At 69.9% G+C, this 16,583-nt stretch carries 20 protein-coding genes; 7 read left to right on the forward strand and 13 right to left on the reverse strand.

The window, feature by feature from the left end:
- Positions 1–13: 13 nt before the first annotated feature.
- Positions 14–637 (reverse strand): TIGR03085 family metal-binding protein, encoded by a 624-nt coding sequence (locus ON19_RS19840; RefSeq protein WP_043694759.1) that lies wholly within the window; start codon positions 635–637, stop codon positions 14–16.
- Between the two features lie 410 nt (positions 638–1,047).
- On the opposite strand from ON19_RS19840, the gene ON19_RS19845 reads away from it, so the two are divergent.
- Complete coding sequence (locus ON19_RS19845; protein WP_043694762.1) at positions 1,048–1,428, forward strand: DUF4189 domain-containing protein; 381 nt, start codon at positions 1,048–1,050, stop codon at positions 1,426–1,428.
- Between the two features lie 29 nt (positions 1,429–1,457).
- A complete protein-coding gene (locus tag ON19_RS19850) occupies positions 1,458–2,015 on the forward strand; it encodes a WKL family lipoprotein (RefSeq protein WP_043694765.1) in 558 nt (185 codons plus the stop codon).
- A gap of 66 nt (positions 2,016–2,081) precedes the next feature.
- Here the strand turns inward: ON19_RS19850 and ON19_RS19855 are convergent, their stop codons facing one another.
- Positions 2,082–4,067, reverse strand: a complete 1,986-nt coding sequence (locus ON19_RS19855) for a ribonuclease J (RefSeq protein WP_043694767.1) — start codon at positions 4,065–4,067, stop codon at positions 2,082–2,084.
- Positions 4,064–4,972 (reverse strand): 4-hydroxy-tetrahydrodipicolinate synthase, encoded by a 909-nt coding sequence (gene dapA, locus ON19_RS19860; protein ID WP_043694770.1) that lies wholly within the window; start codon positions 4,970–4,972, stop codon positions 4,064–4,066. The genes ON19_RS19855 and dapA overlap by 4 nt, the downstream gene beginning before the upstream one ends.
- A gap of 148 nt (positions 4,973–5,120) precedes the next feature.
- Here dapA and ON19_RS19865 point away from each other — a divergent pair, with 148 nt between their 5' ends.
- Complete coding sequence (locus ON19_RS19865) at positions 5,121–5,564, forward strand: hypothetical protein (protein ID WP_043694773.1); 444 nt, start codon at positions 5,121–5,123, stop codon at positions 5,562–5,564.
- A gap of 10 nt (positions 5,565–5,574) precedes the next feature.
- On the opposite strand, the gene ON19_RS19870 is transcribed toward ON19_RS19865, so the two are convergent.
- The 8 genes from ON19_RS19870 to ON19_RS19905 form a co-directional block, all read right to left on the reverse strand.
- Positions 5,575–6,774 carry a winged helix-turn-helix domain-containing protein gene (locus ON19_RS19870; protein ID WP_043694889.1) on the reverse strand — a complete coding sequence of 400 codons (1,200 nt, stop codon included), beginning with the start codon at positions 6,772–6,774 and terminating at the stop codon, positions 5,575–5,577.
- A gap of 91 nt (positions 6,775–6,865) precedes the next feature.
- Positions 6,866–7,885 (reverse strand): DUF8320 family protein, encoded by a 1,020-nt coding sequence (locus ON19_RS19875; protein ID WP_043694774.1) that lies wholly within the window; start codon positions 7,883–7,885, stop codon positions 6,866–6,868.
- The gene (locus ON19_RS19880; RefSeq protein ID WP_227954674.1) at positions 7,878–9,104 is read right to left on the reverse strand and encodes an ATP-binding protein; all 1,227 of its coding nucleotides are present in this window, start codon (positions 9,102–9,104) and stop codon (positions 7,878–7,880) included. The genes ON19_RS19875 and ON19_RS19880 overlap by 8 nt, the downstream gene beginning before the upstream one ends.
- A 62-nt stretch (positions 9,105–9,166) precedes the next feature.
- Positions 9,167–9,886, reverse strand: coding sequence for a response regulator transcription factor (locus ON19_RS19885; RefSeq protein ID WP_372478715.1), 720 nt, complete (start codon positions 9,884–9,886; stop codon positions 9,167–9,169).
- Positions 9,887–9,962: 76 nt separating this feature from the next.
- Complete coding sequence (locus ON19_RS19890) at positions 9,963–10,415, reverse strand: flavodoxin family protein (RefSeq protein WP_043694783.1); 453 nt, start codon at positions 10,413–10,415, stop codon at positions 9,963–9,965.
- A 25-nt stretch (positions 10,416–10,440) separates the two neighbouring features.
- Positions 10,441–10,941 (reverse strand): hypothetical protein, encoded by a 501-nt coding sequence (locus tag ON19_RS19895; RefSeq protein ID WP_051169077.1) that lies wholly within the window; start codon positions 10,939–10,941, stop codon positions 10,441–10,443.
- 52 nt (positions 10,942–10,993) lie between these two features.
- Positions 10,994–11,740 carry a 4-hydroxy-tetrahydrodipicolinate reductase gene (gene dapB / locus ON19_RS19900; RefSeq protein ID WP_043694786.1) on the reverse strand — a complete coding sequence of 249 codons (747 nt, stop codon included), beginning with the start codon at positions 11,738–11,740 and terminating at the stop codon, positions 10,994–10,996.
- A 126-nt stretch (positions 11,741–11,866) separates the two neighbouring features.
- Positions 11,867–12,313: a winged helix DNA-binding protein gene (locus ON19_RS19905; protein ID WP_063709465.1), complete on the reverse strand. Its 447-nt coding sequence runs from the start codon at positions 12,311–12,313 to the stop codon at positions 11,867–11,869.
- Between the two features lie 75 nt (positions 12,314–12,388).
- On the opposite strand from ON19_RS19905, the gene ON19_RS19910 reads away from it, so the two are divergent.
- Entirely contained in the window at positions 12,389–12,823 is a 435-nt protein-coding gene (locus tag ON19_RS19910) for a MarR family winged helix-turn-helix transcriptional regulator (protein WP_043694789.1), read from the forward strand.
- 66 nt (positions 12,824–12,889) lie between these two features.
- Here ON19_RS19910 and ON19_RS19915 read toward each other — a convergent pair whose 3' ends face one another.
- Complete coding sequence (locus ON19_RS19915) at positions 12,890–14,002, reverse strand: alcohol dehydrogenase catalytic domain-containing protein (protein WP_043694792.1); 1,113 nt, start codon at positions 14,000–14,002, stop codon at positions 12,890–12,892.
- A gap of 160 nt (positions 14,003–14,162) precedes the next feature.
- Here ON19_RS19915 and ON19_RS19920 point away from each other — a divergent pair, with 160 nt between their 5' ends.
- The 3 genes from ON19_RS19920 (at position 14,163) to ON19_RS19930 (ending at position 15,592) form a co-directional block, all read left to right on the forward strand.
- Entirely contained in the window at positions 14,163–14,552 is a 390-nt protein-coding gene (locus ON19_RS19920) for a VOC family protein (protein ID WP_043694898.1), read from the forward strand.
- 73 nt (positions 14,553–14,625) lie between these two features.
- Positions 14,626–15,018 (forward strand): DUF4440 domain-containing protein, encoded by a 393-nt coding sequence (locus tag ON19_RS19925; protein WP_043694795.1) that lies wholly within the window; start codon positions 14,626–14,628, stop codon positions 15,016–15,018.
- A 148-nt stretch (positions 15,019–15,166) separates the two neighbouring features.
- Positions 15,167–15,592, forward strand: a complete 426-nt coding sequence (locus tag ON19_RS19930) for a YbaB/EbfC family nucleoid-associated protein (RefSeq protein WP_051169079.1) — start codon at positions 15,167–15,169, stop codon at positions 15,590–15,592.
- 201 nt (positions 15,593–15,793) lie between these two features.
- On the opposite strand, the gene ON19_RS19935 is transcribed toward ON19_RS19930, so the two are convergent.
- Positions 15,794–16,282, reverse strand: coding sequence for an FBP domain-containing protein (locus ON19_RS19935; RefSeq protein WP_043694798.1), 489 nt, complete (start codon positions 16,280–16,282; stop codon positions 15,794–15,796).
- Between the last annotated feature and the right edge of the window lie 301 nt (positions 16,283–16,583).

Below are 16,583 nucleotides of genomic sequence, written 5' to 3' on the forward strand. Positions count from 1 at the left end.
CGCGGCGCACATATCAGACCGAGCGGTCTGTCTCCAGCACGGCCCGGACGGACTCGGGCGATCCTGTGGTCTCCAGCCGGACTTCGTCCCGGCCGAAGGCGTGCAGCAACAGTTCCGAGGGCTGCCCGGTCAACGTGACGACATCGTCGTCATCCGAGCGCACCACGACTTTCCTGCCGTCGGGCGTCGCCAGTTCGACGGTGACCGGCGCCTTGCGGTAGGCCATCTTGGCCATCTTGCGCAGCGCCGACCACAGCTGGTCCTCGTCGGCCGCGGCCAGTTCGCGCGGTTGCCACCCGGCCTCGGCGCGGCGCACGTCCTCGTGGTGGACGAACATCTCCGACAGATTGACCACCGCGTCCACCGGCCGCAACGGCGACCACCACGGCGGACCGGTACGCACCTGGTCCAGCAACTCGGGGAACGGCTTGCGCGCCGCCTTCGCCTGCACCCGGTCGAGATACCCGGCCAGTGGCCGCAACATGATGCCGGGCGCGGCGTCGGGGCGCCGTTCGCGAACCACCAAGTGCGCGGCGAGGTCCCGCACCGTCCACGCACCGCAGAGCGTCCGCGCGTCCGGGCCCGCGGCCTCCATCGCCTCGACGAGCCCCCTGCGCTCCCGCTGTGCCATAGTCACACCCCGAACATACCGACCACCCGGCCAGACTGCCGCGCGGCGCGAGCCCCCGCGAAAGCGGCAACCGCGGCGCATACCGTCGTCCCTCGCCAGGTCTTCCGCGGCGGCACCGACCAGCTGCCGCCCGCCGCAGCACGACCTCGTCCGGTCCCGAGCGCAATGACGTTGTTGTTCATGGAGTTTCACCAGTCGCGCAAGCAGCGCGACTCAGGAATCCGGGTTGCAGGAGGCGCCACCGTGGGCCACACTGGATGCGATGCTCGCTGCGCGTTCAGCCGCGCGTCCATACCACGGAGTTCGTGGCTCCCCCTGCCGGGAAATCTCCGGCTAGCGTAATGAGAGTCCGCTCTGTACCTTGTCACTCGGTCCATCGGGTCGTGGACCTCATGACAAGAAGGGGCAAATCCTCCGTGAAGAAGTTTGCTACCGGTGTTGCCGCGCTCGCGGCGGTGGGTTCCGCGCTGGCCGTCAGCGCGCCCACCGCGCACGCCTACACCAACAACTACGGCGCGATCGCGCTGTCCACCTCCACCGGTTTGATCGGGTACTCCTACGACTACCCGAACTCGTCCGCCGCGCAGCAGCGCGCCGTGAGCTCCTGCGGCGCCGCCGACTGCCAATCGGTGGTCTGGTTCCGCAACGGTTGCGGCGCCGTGGCGTACTCCAGCGGCAGCGGCAGCTGGAGCTGGGGGTATGCGTCGTCGCGGCGCAGCGCGCAGAGCCAAGCTCTGCGGCACAACGATTCCGATGCCTACATCGTGCACTGGAACTGCACGTCCAACCACGGCTGATGCCCGGAATTCGAGACGAAGGAAATATCGTGAAGCATCGCATTTTCCGGACCGCCGTGGCCGTCGTCCTCACCGCAGCGGCCTGCTCGCTGACCGCCTGCGCCTCGGGTGACGACTCCTCGTCCCCGAGCACCAGCGCAAATCCCAGCCACGCGGCGGGTGAGCTGGAGGGCGGCTCGGACAAGGGCGACAAGGGGGCCGGCTCCGCGCCGACCACCCCGTCCTCACCCGCCCTGGCCAAGCCCTCCGTACAGCAGCTGAACGAGCGGCTGCAGAAGGCGTTCGATCCGAACGTGCCGAACGCGGAGAAGATCAGCTGGATCCAGGCCGCCGAGCAGGATCCCTATCTGGTCGCCAACCTCGTCGACGCCGCCAAGAAGCAGAAGGTCACCGTCGAGGTCACCAACGTCGGCGACCCGAAGGACGGCAAGCTCAAGGCCGACGCCAAGGTCACCATCGACAGCACCCCGGTGGACGACGCGTTCATCCAGTTCGTCTCCGAGGGCGGCCAGTGGAAGGTCGACCACACCTTCGCCTGCAACATCGTCAAGAGCGCGAAGATCGAGTCCGCGGCCTGCCAGGAGTAAGCCCGCCACTTGCGTGAAAAGCGCCGGACAGCTGAGCTGTCCGGCGCTTTCTCGTGGTCCGAAAGGTCAGACGCCGATGACGGTCGGCACGATCATCGGGCGACGACGATAGGTCTCGGCCACCCACCGGCCGACGACACGGCGCACACCCTGCGCGATCCGGTGCGTGTCGGTGACACCCTCGCCCGCCAGCCGCAGCAGTTCGGCCTCCACCAGTTCCGCCGCGCCGAGCAGCGCGGCCGGATCGTCGGAGAAGCCGCGTCCGCTGAGTTCCGGAGTGCTCACCGCCTTGCCGGTGGTCTCGTCGATGGCGACGGTGATCGAGATGAAACCGCCCTCGCCGAGCACCAGCCGGTCCGACAGCGTCGACTCCCCGACATCGCCCACCGACAGCCCGTCGACGTACACGTGGCCCACCGGCACCCGGCCGACGACAGAGGCGATGCCGTCGACCAGGTCGACCACAACGCCGTCCTCCGCGAGCACCACCCGCTCCTGCGGCACGCCGGTGGCCACCGCCAGCGCGGCGTTCGCACGCAGGTGCCGCCACTCGCCGTGCACCGGCATCGCATTGGTCGGGCGCACCGCGTTGTACAGGTACAGGAGTTCACCCGCCGAGGCGTGCCCGGAGACGTGCACCTTCGCGTTCTGCTGGGTGATCACCGTGGCCCCGAGCCGAGCCAAGCCGTTGACCACCGCGAACACCGAGTTCTCGTTGCCGGGGATGAGCGAGGACGCCAGCACCACCAGGTCGTCGGGACGGATGTTGATCTGCCGGTGGTCGCCGCGCGCCATCCGCGACAGCGCCGACAGCGGCTCGCCCTGCGAACCCGTGGAGATCAGCACCAGGCGGTGGCCGGGCAGGGTCGCGGCGACATCGAGGTCGACGACCACGCCCTCCGGCACGGTGAGATAGCCGAGGTCCTGGGCAATCTGCATATTGCGGACCATCGAGCGGCCGACGAAGCACACCCGTCGCCCGTACTTCTGGGCCACGTCGACAACCTGCTGGATGCGGTGCACGTGACTGGCGAAGGACGCGACGATCACCCGGCCGCGCGCCTTGCCGATGACCGAGTCCAGTACGCCGCCGATCTCGCGCTCCGGCGTGACGAAGCCGGGGACCTCGGCGTTGGTGGAGTCCACCAGGAACAGGTCGACGCCCTCGTCACCGAGCCGGGAGAATCCCGCCAGGTCGGTGAGCCGCCCGTCCAGCGGCAGCTGGTCGAGCTTGATGTCACCGGTGTGCAGGGCGACGCCGGCCGGAGTGCGGATGGCGACGGCGAGCGCGTCGGGAATCGAGTGATTGACCGCGAAGTACTCACAGCCGAACGGGCCGTGCGTAGTGTGCTGCCCCTCGGTCACCTCGACCAGCTTCGGATGCAGGCGGTGTTCCCGGCATTTCGCGGCGACCAGCGCGAGAGTGAACTTCGAGCCGACGACCGGGATGTCGGGCCGCAGCCGCAGCAGGAACGGCACCGCGCCGATGTGGTCCTCGTGGCCGTGGGTGAGCACGACGGCGACCACGTCGTCCATCCGGTCCTCGATGGGACGGAAGTCCGGCAGGATCAGATCGACACCGGGCTGCTGGTCCTCCGGGAACAGCACGCCGCAGTCCACGATCAGCAGTTTGCCGCCGTACTCGAAAATGGTCATGTTGCGGCCGATTTCGCCGATGCCGCCGAGGGCGAACACGCGCAGGCCGTTCTGGGGCAGGGCAGGCGGGGTGCCGAGGCGGTCGTGCGCGGCGATCGGATCGGCCTGCGGCGGCGGCTCCTCGGCCCGCCGGGCCCCGGACTGCGCACGTCCGCGGCCCGCTCGCCGCGACGCCGCGTTCTGCGTCCTCGGCTCCCGGCGTGCCTGCGCAGGCGCGGGATCCACGGCCCGCACGACGGACTCGGCGTTCACTGTGGTCTCGTCCAGCGCGGGCTCGGGCAGCGCGATGGTCTCCGCGGTCTCGGCCGGCGTCACCTGCTCCGCCGGTGCGGCAGGGGCGGGCGCTCCCGCGGGGCGGGAGGAACTGCGGCGGCGACGGGATAGGGGCTCGCTCACGACAGCACTCCGACCGCTCGCAGGTCCGCGGCGAGCAACTCGAGTTGCTCGCCGCTCGGCATCAGCTGGGGAAGTCGCGGCTCACCGACTTCGATGCCGAGCAGCCGCAGTCCGCCCTTGCTCATCGCGACGCCGCCCAGCCTGGCCATCGCGGCGTGCAGCGGCAGCAGGGTGGTGTTGATCTCGCGGGCGCGCACCACCTCGCCCGCCGTATACGCCTCCAGCAGCGCGCGCAGCCGGTCGGGCGCGAGATGTCCGATGACGCTGATGAACCCGGCCGCGCCGACCGACAGCCACGGCAGGTTGAGCGCGTCGTCGCCGGAGTAGAAGGTGAGGCCGGTGCTCGCGATGAGTTCGGCGCCCATGTTCAGGTCGCCCTTGGCGTCCTTGACCGCGACGATGCGCGGGTGCTCGGCGAGCTTGCGGATGGTGTCACTGGCGATCGGTACCACCGACCGTCCCGGGATGTCGTAGAGGGTGACCGGCAGGTCGGTGGCGTCGGCGACGGCGGTGAAGTGGGCGAGCAGTCCCTCCTGGGAGGGCCGGGAGTAGTACGGCGTCACCACGAGCAAACCGTGTGCACCCGCCCGCTGCGCGTTGCGCGCGAGCTCGATCGAATGCGCGGTGTCGTAGGTACCCGCGCCCGCGATCACGGTCGCGCGCTCGCCCACGGCGTCGACGACGGCGCGCAGCAGGTCGGCTTTCTCCGATTCGGTGGTGGTCGGCGATTCACCGGTGGTACCCGAGATCGCGAGCAGGTCGACGCCGCAGTCGATCAGGCGGGCCGCGAGCGCGACCCCGGCATCGACGTCGAGCTTGCCGTCGGCGCTGAAGGGGGTCACCATCGCGACACCTACCGTGCCGGAGGCACGCAGCTCCGTTGGCGTCGATTCACCGTTCTTCATGGTCAGAAAGGCTACCCGGTCTGGGACACGCCCTCGACACCGTCGTCGGCGATCAGGCCGCAACAAAGACGCGAATCCATATCGGCGACGCTGCGATGATGTCAAATCGCCGCTTGCTCGACATCAACAATGACGTCACACTGACATCATGGATCTGAACAAGTACACCAGCCGGTTGCGCGAGGACCTGATCGCCGCCGCGGCGCTCGGCGACGAGAAGACCCAGGCCACGGCGGCGGCCCTGGCCGCGGCGACCGAGGGCCCGGCCCGCCTGATGCTGCTCGCCGCACTGTCCGACCTCGCCGCCGAGGTCAGCGCCGTGCTCGGCGACCGAACGGTGCACGTGTCGGTGGACGGCACGGACGCCGCCATTGATGTGCGCAAGAGCACGGCCGGCGACGAGCCACCCACCTTCGAGGAGATGACCGGAGACATCAGCAGGGTCACGTTACGACTGGTGGAGCAGATGAAGGCGCGCGCGGAAGAGGCTGCCGCACAGAGCGGCCAGTCCCTGAACTCGTGGCTGTCGAGCGCCGTCCACGGGGCCTTGCGCGACCAGATGCGCGGGTACGGGCCCAAACGCGACAGCTGACCCAGTCGCGCTACAGCAACGCGGCGAGATTGCCGCGATCGCCCACCGCGACCTCGTCCAGTTCGAGCCAATCGGCCAGCTCGCGCAGCGCGCCACCGAGGGCGTGGGCGGTGGCCGGGGTGTCGTACCCGGGTTCGGCGAACGCCGCAGGCACCGACAACCGGCCGTTCGCACGCTCCGCGCGCAGGTCGACGCGGCCGACGAGCTCACCGTCGAGCAGGAACGGGAAGACGTAATAGCCGTGCACCCGTTTGTGTTCGGGGGTGTAGATCTCGATGCGGTAGTGGAAGTCGAAAATCCGCTCGGTGCGGGCCCGGAAGAAGATGAGCGGGTCGAACGGGCACAACAGCGCGGCGCCTTCGACACGGCGCGGAGTGGGTGCGCCCGCCCGCAAGTAGGCCGGTTTACCCCAGCCCGCCACCTCCACCGGAATCAACTCGCCCGCGTCCACCAGATCGGCGATGGCGGGCTCGGTTCGAGCGCGGTGCAGGCGGTAGTAGTCGCGCAGGTCCGCTTCGGTGCCGATGCCGTGCGCGGTGGCCGCGCGGAGCACCAACTCCCGGACGGCGTCCTGCTCGGCGACCTCACGTGCCAGCACGTCCGGCGGCAGCACCCGTTCGGTCAGGTCGTAGTGCCTGGTGAACCCGACGCGGGTGGCCACGGACAGCGCGCCCGCCGCGAAAAGCTGCTCGCAGATCATCTTCGTGTCGCTGAGATTCCACCAGGAGCCCTTCGGCCGCGGCTTGTCCAGCTCGAGGTGGCGCTCCACCTCGCCCGCCGTGGCCGCCCCGACAGCGGTGATCACGTCCAGGATGTCCTTGCCCAGGGTGGGATTGCGCTCGACCACCTTGCGCATGCCGGACCAGCGCCCGTGCTCGTACTGCCGCATCCGCCAGCGCAGCAGCGGCCAATCCTCGACTGGGACGAGCGCGGCCTCGTGCGCCCAGTATTCGACGAGCGCCCGCGGCCGCCGCGTGCCGTTGCTCCACGCGGCCTGATCCAACAGGGTGCGGTCGTAGGGGCCGATCCGGCTGAACACGGGAGCGTAATGTGCCCGCACCACCGCCGACACCGAATCCAGCTGCAGCAACTGAGTTCGGTCCACTACTCCGAGCACCGTCCGCCGCGTGACCCGACCGGGCCTGCGCGCCCCGAAACCTTGCGCCGCCAACGCCGTTCGCCGCGCCGCCGCCGCACCCATCTTCCGCATGCGAGCCACCATGCCACGAGCCACCGACAGGACCGCTGTTCGCACGCGAGTATCGGGGAGTTCCGTCGTGGCGGGAGCGCCGTCGGGAACTTCAGGTCGAGACGGTGACCGTGCCGGTGGCGTCGATCTCGGTGCGGCGGTCCCGGTCCGCGGCGGTGGCCAGGACGGTGGCCAGGATGCGGCGGCCGGTCGGGAGGATGCGGACGGTGACCGAGCCTTCGTTCGCGGCGTCCAGTTCCCGGGTGGCGGCGGCGATCACCTGCTGGCGCACCCGATGCGGGACGCCGGTGAAACCGCCGTCGTCGAGCAGGATCACCTCCACGCCACGGGAGCGGGCTCCACGGGCGGCGCTGTTGAGCTGCTCGGTGGCCAGCTGCGGTGCCCGTAGACCGTCGCGCAGTTCGGCTTCCAGCAGCCTGCACTGTTCCCGTTCGGCGGCGGTGAGTTCCACGCCGTCGGCGATGCGTTCCAGGATCGGGCGCGCCACCGCGTCCAACCGAGCCAGCTGACGGGTGCGTTCCCCGTTCTCCGCGGCCATCGCGGCCTCGGCGGCGGCACGCATGGCCGCTTCCTCGCGCAGCAGCCGCAGCGAACGCTGGGTCGGGCGCATGATCGCCGCGAACAGGGAGACCCCGGCGACCGTGGCCACCGGGACGATCGAACCGACGACGACGCCCACCCGCAAGCCCGCGACCACGCCCACCACGGCGATCACCACGCCGATCCCCGCGACACCGAGCCAAGCCGCGGCGAGCCGTCCGCGCAGCACCAGAACGGCGAGCACATACGACGCGGCGAATGCCGTCCATACCTGCTTCGACCAGCCGTTTTCGACGTCGAACGAGGTCAGGGTCGTGGCGAGCGGCCCGGAGGCGGCGACGAAAACGGTCGCGGGCCAGGGCAGCGGATCGTTCGGCGCCACCAGCACCACGACACCGGCCAGCGCCAGGACAACGAGCGCGGCGACCGCGGCGGCCACCGGTGATTCCGAGAAGTTCCGGATCATGTACAGCACGATGGTGGCTTCGAGGATGACCAGGAACAGCCAGGCCGCCCGGTCGCGCAGCCCCAGCAGATCGCGCAGTCCGAATTCGGTCTCCCGCTCAGCCATGTCCGCCCCAAACCAGCGTCACGGTCGTCCCCTCACCCGGTTCGGATTCCACGAACCCGGCACCGCCCGCCAGCTGACGCATGCGGCCCAGGATGCTCACCGAGATGCCGAGCCGATCGACGGGCACCTCACTGAGGTCGAAACCCGCGCCGTCGTCCCGGAAGACCACTCGAATGCCACCCGCGCTGATTGTCACAGTGACGGTGCGGCGCACTTCGCGCCCGGCGACGGTGGCGTGCCGCAGACTGTTGCGCACGGCCTCGGCCAGCGCGGCCGCGATGGTGCCGGCGGCGTCCACCGGCAACTGCAGATCGTCGAATCCGGCCCAGCGGCGGGTGGTGAACCGGATGCCGGGGTTCACCTCGTGCACGGCCGAGCGGAGGAATCCGATCGCCGATTGCGCGTCCAGCCGGTCGGGTTCGGGTTCCCCGACCCGGCATTCGTCGAGTTGTTCCAGTGTTCGCTCGGCCTGGCGGCGCAGCACCGGCGATTCGGTCCCGGCCCGCGAGGCGTCCAGCAGCGTGGACAGCACCGCGTCATGGATCAACGCGGCGAAACGCGCCCGTTCCCGCTCCCGGGCCGCCGCGCCCGCGACCGCCGCCGCCCGATTGCTCTCGATCGCCGACTCACGATCCACGCGGGCGGCAGCGGCCCTGGCATAGATCACGCACCACAGGAACAGCGCGCTCAGCCCGGCCGCCCTGGCGAAGTCACCGAGCAGCGCGAGCGCTGTGGTGTCGCGCAGCACGACCAGATTCGCCAGCGCGCTGAACGCCGCGCCCACCACCAGGTACGCGACCGCGAGCGGCGGACGCCACGCGAGCACAGCCGCGAGTACGCCCAATGCCAGCACCCGGTACAGCCAGACCGAGGCCGCGCCTTCGGAATCCGGGACCGCGTACGCGAACGGGACCACCGCCATCGCCCCGAGGAAACTCACCGCCGCCGCCCCTGCGACCCGCTGGATCACGCGCCGGCTCATGCCGACCGACACGACCGCGAGCACCGGGAACAGCCCGAACGCCAGCACCACCTCGACGACCGTCCACCGGACGGGCACGAAGCGGCTCTGATCGGCGATCTCGGGCAGTTCGACGATCGCGGCGATCACCCCGGCGATGCCGATGGCCAGTCCGAGCCTGCGCAAGATGCGGTCGGCGGCGCCTTCGGAGGCCTTTTCCTTGGACAGCGCCACGACTCCGCGGCGCCAACGGCTCACATGGGGCCGCTCGCGCGGGAGGGAGTGGGAGTGCGACGGAGCGTCCAGCATGCTGGACGCGATCATCCGCGGCGATGCCGCTCGGGAACCGGCAGCCAGCCGTCCTCCACCGCCCGCTTGTACAGGTCGGTCTTGGTCGGCGCCGGACGACCGGCGTCGGCGTACTTCTGCCGGATCCGGCCGAGATAGTCGTTGACCGTCTGCTCCGACAGGCCGGTCAACCGCGCCACCCGGGAGGCCTTCTCGCCGGAGGCGTACAGCATGAGCACTTCTTCCTGGCGCGGACTCAGGCCCACGCTGGACAGTTGTGGGTCGCCGTCGATGGCGGCCGCCCAGTCGGTGGTGACCACCTGCTGGCCGCCGGCCGCCCGGCGCACGGCGGCGACGACGGTCGGCACGTCCTCGGATTTGCGCACCACACCCAGCACACCCGCGCGCGCGGCGGAGCGCACCAGGAATGCGTTGTCGGCACCGGTGAAGACCAGCACCTCGATACCGCGGCCGCGCAGGGCCCGCACGTTGTCCTCTGGCGAGGAGCCGTCGGCCAGCCGCAGGTCCAGCACCACCAGATCCAGCTTCGGCGCGCCGTCGGCGGCGGCGAGCAGTTCCGGCACGGTGCCCGCGGTCAGCACCAGATCGAGATCGGTCTCCCGCGCAAGCATCGCGGCGAGACCTATCGCGACGGATTCATGGTCCTCGACCAATCCGATCCGGCGCGGCGTGCTCTCGCCCCCTTCGGCCCACGTCACCTGGCTCTCCCATCCCGAGCTACTCGTCCACATCCCCACCGCGACAACAATCGCAGACAGTATGCCGGGTGATGGTGCGCAATGGTCAGACACCAGAATTCGGGGGGCCTCAGGCCATCAGCCCCGCGGCCAGCGTGGCGCCCAGCTCCCAGCACCGTTGCAGGTCCTCCTTGGCGGGCGGGCCGGAGACCACCACCACGGCGGCGGCCTGTTCCCAGCCCAGTCCGGTGGTCACGCCCGCCACCCCCCGCTCGGCGCCCTCGGTGCCTTCGTTGCCGTGCAGGTACAAGCCGTACGGACGACCGCGCGTGGAATCGAGGCACGGATAGTAGAAGGTGTCGAACGCGTGCTTGAGCGCACCGCTCATGTACCCCAGGTTCGCCGGGCTGCCCAGCAGGTATCCGTCCGCGGCCAGCACGTCGGGAGCGGTGACGGCCAGCGCGGCGCGGCGGACGACCTCCACACCTTCGATGTCGGGGTCGGTGGCCCCGGAGACGACGGCCTCGAACATCGCCTGCATATGCGGGGACGGCGTGTGATGGATGATCAGCAACCGGGCCACCCTGCGATGGTATCGGCCCGCACCGTCAGAGGGTGTCGCGCTCGTGCCGTTCCAGCGCGACCGCGCGGCGCATGGTCTCGCGGGCTCTGGTGCGGTCACCCGCGTAGTCGTAGGCGCGCGCGAGCCGGTAGGAGACGCGCCAATTGTCCGGGTCGGCCTCCCACTCCGCCTTGACCGTCGCGAACAGCTCGTCGGCTGCCGCGCGTTCGATGCGGCCGGACGGGAGGCGCGGCAACGCGGAGGTGTCGAGCTCGAGGCCCTCGGCGTGGATGCGCCGCGCCAGGTGCTGATGCGCCAGGGCCGCGCGCACGGTGGCCACGACGATCCACACGCCCAGCAGCGGCAGGATCAGCACGCCCACGCCGATGACGATCGCCGCCACGTCGCCGGAAACGATCAGGCTGAACGCGATCCGGCCGAGCACCAAGAAATAGAAGCCGAGAACCAGGACGAGCGCCGCGATCGGCGCGACCACCTTGACGACGTCCCCGCTACCCTTCCGATCGGACGGCTCGGAGCCGCTCACGATCGTGCACCGCCGCGGTTCGGCGCCGCCCGGCGCGACAGCCGGCGCGCGCTCACAGGTCGAGGAACGGGTCGAGCCCGACGGTGAGACCGGGGCGGTTCGCGATCTCCCGCACGCCGAGCAGCACGCCGGGGGCGAACGACGAGCGGTCGATCGAGTCGTGCCGGATGGTGAGGGTCTCGCCCTGGGTGCCGAACAGCACCTCCTGGTGGGCGACCAGACCGGCCAGGCGCACCGAATGCACCCGCACCCCGTCCACATCGGCGCCGCGCGCGCCCTCGAGTTCGGTGGTCGTCGCGTCGGGACTGCGGTGCAGTCCCGCCTTGTCCCTGGCCGCGGCGATCAGGCCTGCGGTGCGGTAGGCGGTGCCGGAGGGCGCGTCCGCCTTGTTGGGGTGGTGCAGTTCGATGACCTCCACCGATTCGAAGAACCGGGCGGCCTGCTCGGCGAAGCGCATGGACAGCACCGCGCCGATGGCGAAGTTCGGCGCGATCAGCACGCCGACCTCCGGGCGTCCGGCCAACGAGCCGCGCACCTCGGCCAAACGGGACTCGTCGAACCCGGTGGTGCCGACCACCGCGTGTATGCCGTGCTCCACCAGGAACTTCAGATTCCCCATCACCACGTCCGGGTGGGTGAAGTCGACGACCACCTGCGTATTCGCGGCGGTGAACGAATCCAGCGAATCGTCCTTGTCGACGGCGGCGACCAGTTCCAGGTCCTCCGCGGCCGTCACCGCCGCGCAGATCGCCTGTCCGACTTTGCCACGCGCTCCGAGCACTCCGACCCGAATGGTCACCGCACCTCCTCGTTCCGCTTCGGTCGGGGATCAGCCTAATGGGCCCGGCCGTTCCCACTCCCTCCGCCCGCGCGGGTCGAGCACTGGCCTAGCCAGCCGCACGCAGGACACAGGCGAGGCAGCCGCTTACTGCGCCGGCCGTCCTGCGCCGACCTCCGCACTCGATGCGCCCGCGAGATTCGCGGCCATCCGTCGCAGCAACCGCACGGTCTCGGCGAACTGCTCGCCGGTGATTCCCTCCGCCATCTGCCGCCTGCGCCGGGCGATCCGGACGAAGGCCTCGTCGTGGGCGACGCGGCCCGTCTCGGTCAGCGACAGCACGCCTTCCTTATCGGCGACCAACCCGGTGGCAACGAGTTCGGCCAGTTCGGCGGGCCATTCGGAGTCGTCGGTCCAGAAAGTGTCGAGCGCGTCGCGGACGTCGTCGGCGCGCTGTGGGCCCTCCGCGAGCGAGTGCACGGCCTGCCAGCGCCGGCGACTGAACCCGCCCGCGGCGAGGTCTTCGTCGAAGCGCTGGTTGATCAGCCGATCGAGTTCCACGAGCCAGTACCCGATGCCGCGCTGGATGGCCATCACCACTCCTATATATGCATTCCAACAAGTACATGTAATATGACATACAAATGTCGAGTGTGACAGAGTGAGCGAATGGACGAGCACGATGCCGTCACCGTCGCCGTGGAGGCGGCGATGGTCCGGATCCGGCGCAGGCAGACGCGCGGTGCGCTGAGCGACGGCGCGGTTCCCGTGGCGGTGTTCCGTGTGCTCGACGCCGTCGCCGACGGCGCAGCGGACACGGTCGGCGCACTCGCTCCCGCACTCGGCGTCGATCAGCCGAGGGCGAGTCGGTTGGTGGCCCAGGCCGTCTCCTCCGGCCTGCTGGAACGCGTCGCCGATCAGCGCGACGGACGGCGTTCGGTCCTGCGCCTGACCGCCGCAGGGCGCCGAGCCGTGGCCGAGGCCGCGGCACGCAGGCGCACCGCCATGGCCGCCGCGATGGCGGACTGGACGCCCGCCGAGCGCGCCGACTTCGCTCGCCTCCTCGAAAGATTCGTCGAGAAGATGGACCGGCCCGCCGAGTGAGTCGGTCCGGGTGCCCAGGGCTCACCGGTTGCGCGGCAGTCCTCGGCGACGACCGGCCGGGGCGGATCAGTCGAAGACGATGACCTGGCGCAAGGCGTGGCCCGCGGCGAGTTCGTCCATGGCGCGGTTGATTTCGTCGAGACCGATGTGCGCCGAGATGAGCCGCTCCACCGGCAGCCGACCCGCGCGCCACATGCGGACGTACTCGGGAATGTCCCGGGACGGCACGGCCGAGCCGAGGTAGCTGCCGACGATGGAACGCCCTTGGGCGACCAAGGCCAAGGGCGAGATAGCTGCGCGGGCATCGGGAGCGGGCAATCCGACGGTCACCGTCGTGCCACCGGGCGCGGTCGCGGCGACGGCGGTCTCGAAGGCACGGACATTGCCCGCGGCCTCGACCACCACCTCCGCCTGCACGCCCAGCTCGGCGACCTCGGCCGGGGTGTATGCGGCGTGAACACCCAATTCCCGTGCGAGTGTGAGCTTTTCCGGCACAGTGTCGACCGCGATCACCTCGTGTCCCTCCGCGGCGAGCGACACCGCGACCAGCACCGCCGCCATACCGACGCCGCCGAGACCGACGACCATGATCCGGTCCCCCGTTCCCGGTCGCGCCGAATTCATCAGGGCGCCACCACCGGTCAGCACCGCGCAGCCGAGGACGGCCGCGACCTCCGGGGGCACGTCGTCGTCGACGGGGACCACCGACCGGCGATCCACCACCGCGTGCGTGGCGAAAGCGGAAACGCCCAGATGATGGTGCACCTCGGCTCCCGCACGGGACAATCGCCGCCCGCCGTTGAGCAATTCGCCCGCGTTGTTGGCGACGCTGCCGGGCACACAGGGTGTGCGACCGTCGGTCGCGCAACCCGCGCATTCGCCGCAGCGGGGCAGGAAGGTCATGACCACGCGCTGCCCGACCGCGATGTCGCCGTCACCGGGACCGACCGCCTCCACCCGCCCCGCGGCTTCGTGGCCCAGCAGCATGGGCACCGGACGCACCCGGTTGCCGTCCACCACGGACAGGTCCGAGTGGCACAGCCCCGCCGCCTCGATCCGGACCAGCAGTTCGCCCGGCCCCGGCGCGTGCAGCTCGAGATCGCATACGGTGATCGGCGCCGATTCGGCGAACGGCGCCGGTGCCGCGATCCGCTCCAGGACTGCTCCACGAATCTTCATTCCGCCGACGCTACCGTCCGCACCGGTTCGGGCACATCCATTCCGGGACTGGCGCAGGCCGCGGACCGGTGTTAAGTTGGCCGACCGTGACGGTGCTCCCGTTGGCCGCCTTGTACCGAGCCCGGGGTCGGGATCGTCACGCACCAGAGGAGAAATTCCACTGTCCGTACGATTCGATCACACCATTGCCGGTTGCCACGACCACCGAGTATCCGCCGCATTCTGGGCGGACATCCTGGGACTGGAAGTCGGAACGCAATGGGGACCGTTCATTCCGCTCTCGCTACCCGATGGCGGCACCTTCGACTTCGCGAACGTCCCGCCGCAGGTCACCGAGATCCAGCCCCAGCATTACGCGTTCTTGGTCTCCGAGGCCGAATTCGACGCCGCCTACGCCAAGATCCAGGGCGAGCGCCTCGACCACTGGGCCGATCCGCAGCAGCAGCGGCCCGGCGAGATCAACCACAACGACGGCGGTCGCGGCGTGTACTTCCTCGACCCCAGCGGTCACTTCCTGGAGTTGATCACCGTTCCGTACGGCGGCTGGTGATCCGGCTGCCGTTCTATAGCCGGAGATTCCGGCACCGGCGCTGACGAACGGCCGCGGGCGTACGATGCCGCGAATGGGTGTCGATCTGGTCGACGCGGTCGAGCGGTTGCACGCCGACCTCGCGACATGGCTGGGCTCGCAAGCGCAGACCGAGGTGTTCGAGCGGTTCGCGGCGGCGCAGCACGAGCGGTTCAGCATGGTGACGACCGGCGGCGAAGTGCTGGGGCGCAGTGCGCTGATCACGAGGCTGCGTGGCGCGCGTAACGCCGTGCCGGGGTTGTCCATCGAGGTCTCGGACGTCGAGGAACTGCTGCGGTCCGGCGGCGTAGCGGTCGTGCGCTTCCTGGAGACGCACCGGGCGGCCGGAAACGTCACTCGACGCCGCGTGACGGCCGTGCTGACCACCGACGACCCCGAGGGAGTCCGCTGGCTGACGGTGCACGAAACCGAGGCCGCACCGGCCTGAGCATTCCCAGCACGGGGGACCTTCGAGCGGTGCCCATGTCCCGGACAATTCCTGTCTGAATGCTCGGACTCGGCGGCGGCACGCCTGCTGTGCGCCGAACGTGCGATCGACGGTCCGGGACGACGCGGACCCGAGGAGGTGGGAGCCGGTGGATCGGTGGGAACGCGACGGGCTGCGCGCTACCAACAGCGGAATGCGCAACCAGGTGGACCACATCCTGGATGCGCTCGCCGAGCAGCGCACCCACCTGAAGGAGGTGCACGAGAAGCTGTCGGCGTTGCGATGCACGGCGGAGTCGGCGGACAAGCTGGTGGAAGTGACCGTGGACGCCGCGGGCGTCACCGTCGACGTGCGGTTCACTCCGGACGCCCTGCGCAGCACACCGGAACAGCTGGGCCGTTCGGTCACCGAAGCCTGCCAGGAGGCGGCGCGGCGGGCCCGCGAACAGCACACGGCGATCATCGCCCCGCTCACCGCCGACGCGGAAGCGATACCCGATCTACCCGATCTGGTTCCCGGTGCGCCGAGCCTGCGGGAGGTGTGGGAACTCCCGCGCCCGGACGCGGCGGGCTAGCGCGTCCGAAGCCGTGGTTCCTCGCCGGACGGGACGGTCCGGCCCATCCGGGCCGACTCGACCGGCGAGGAACTACGGCCACCCCGAGCGCAGTCGGGTGACTCGGGGTGACTCGACCGTGCGGTCCTCGAGTGTCGGCACATGGCATCTACCTCCGTTCGGGCGGGCAGCGCGGCGGCTGCCTGATGGTCGGGCGAGTGATCAGGCGTAGAGCTTCGCGAGGAACGTGGTGATGTTCTCGCGCACCCGCTCGATCTTCTCCTCGGGCGTGAGGTCTTCTCGGTACCGGCTTCCGAGCGCGGGCCGCTTCTTGTTGCGCGCGTACAGCGAGCAGGCGAGATCGGTGCACATGTAGGTGCCGACCGAGTTACCCCGGCGCCCGGATTCGCCGGCTTTGTGCGCGGTCATCAGCGAGACCCCGCCGCCGGTGTGGGTGGTCAGGCAGATCGTGCACATCTGCGCCCGGCCGGTGCCGCCGGTGGGATAGCGCAGCGCGACGCCGACCAGGCGGTCCTCCTGCGGAACGACCAGGTAGCCACGCCCTGGCAAGGACGGATCGCCCCAACCCAGGAAGTCCAGGTCGTGCCAGGGCCGCTCGGCCAGGTCCCGCGGCACGGGCAGCCGCTTGGCGTCTCCTTTCGAACAGTTGACGAACGACGACCTGATGTCGCGCTCGGTGACGGGTTCCATGATCGGATCTCCTTCGTCGATCGGTGGGCAAACCTCAGCGACGTTACGGTCCCCTCGGGGCCGGAACAACGGATTTTCTCGGTGCCGCGACCCGAATTCACGCACCCCCTCGGCAGGTGTGGCGGGACCACGGAAGCACTGGCTTGTGTGAAATTTCTGGTTCGCATATCGGCCGAAAGTCACCGGGTGCACGTCGGATTCGATTGGTGTACGTTTCTGTTTGTAAATAATGATTAGCTGCTCAGGCGGGGCTAGTGCAGCACGTCGCGAAGGTCAGTGGTGCGCACAACGGTCGAGCATG

The sequence above is a fragment of the Nocardia abscessus NBRC 100374 genome (genome assembly GCF_000308455.1).
Taxonomy (GTDB): Bacteria; Actinomycetota; Actinomycetes; order Mycobacteriales; family Mycobacteriaceae; genus Nocardia; species Nocardia abscessus.

Coding starts and splice junctions, on each gene's coding strand:
- dapA (WP_043694770.1), bottom strand. CDS start 4,972: ATGAAGAACGGTGAATCGACGCCAACGGAGCTGCGTGCCTCCGGCACG.
- ON19_RS19865 (WP_043694773.1), top strand. CDS start 5,121: ATGGATCTGAACAAGTACACCAGCCGGTTGCGCGAGGACCTGATCGCC.
- ON19_RS19870 (WP_043694889.1), bottom strand. CDS start 6,774: ATGCGGAAGATGGGTGCGGCGGCGGCGCGGCGAACGGCGTTGGCGGCG.
- ON19_RS19875 (WP_043694774.1), bottom strand. CDS start 7,885: ATGGCTGAGCGGGAGACCGAATTCGGACTGCGCGATCTGCTGGGGCTG.
- ON19_RS19885 (WP_372478715.1), bottom strand. CDS start 9,886: ATGTGGACGAGTAGCTCGGGATGGGAGAGCCAGGTGACGTGGGCCGAA.
- ON19_RS19905 (WP_063709465.1), bottom strand. CDS start 12,313: ATGGCCATCCAGCGCGGCATCGGGTACTGGCTCGTGGAACTCGATCGG.
- ON19_RS19910 (WP_043694789.1), top strand. CDS start 12,389: ATGGACGAGCACGATGCCGTCACCGTCGCCGTGGAGGCGGCGATGGTC.
- ON19_RS19915 (WP_043694792.1), bottom strand. CDS start 14,002: ATGAAGATTCGTGGAGCAGTCCTGGAGCGGATCGCGGCACCGGCGCCG.
- ON19_RS19925 (WP_043694795.1), top strand. CDS start 14,626: ATGGGTGTCGATCTGGTCGACGCGGTCGAGCGGTTGCACGCCGACCTC.
- ON19_RS19935 (WP_043694798.1), bottom strand. CDS start 16,282: ATGGAACCCGTCACCGAGCGCGACATCAGGTCGTCGTTCGTCAACTGT.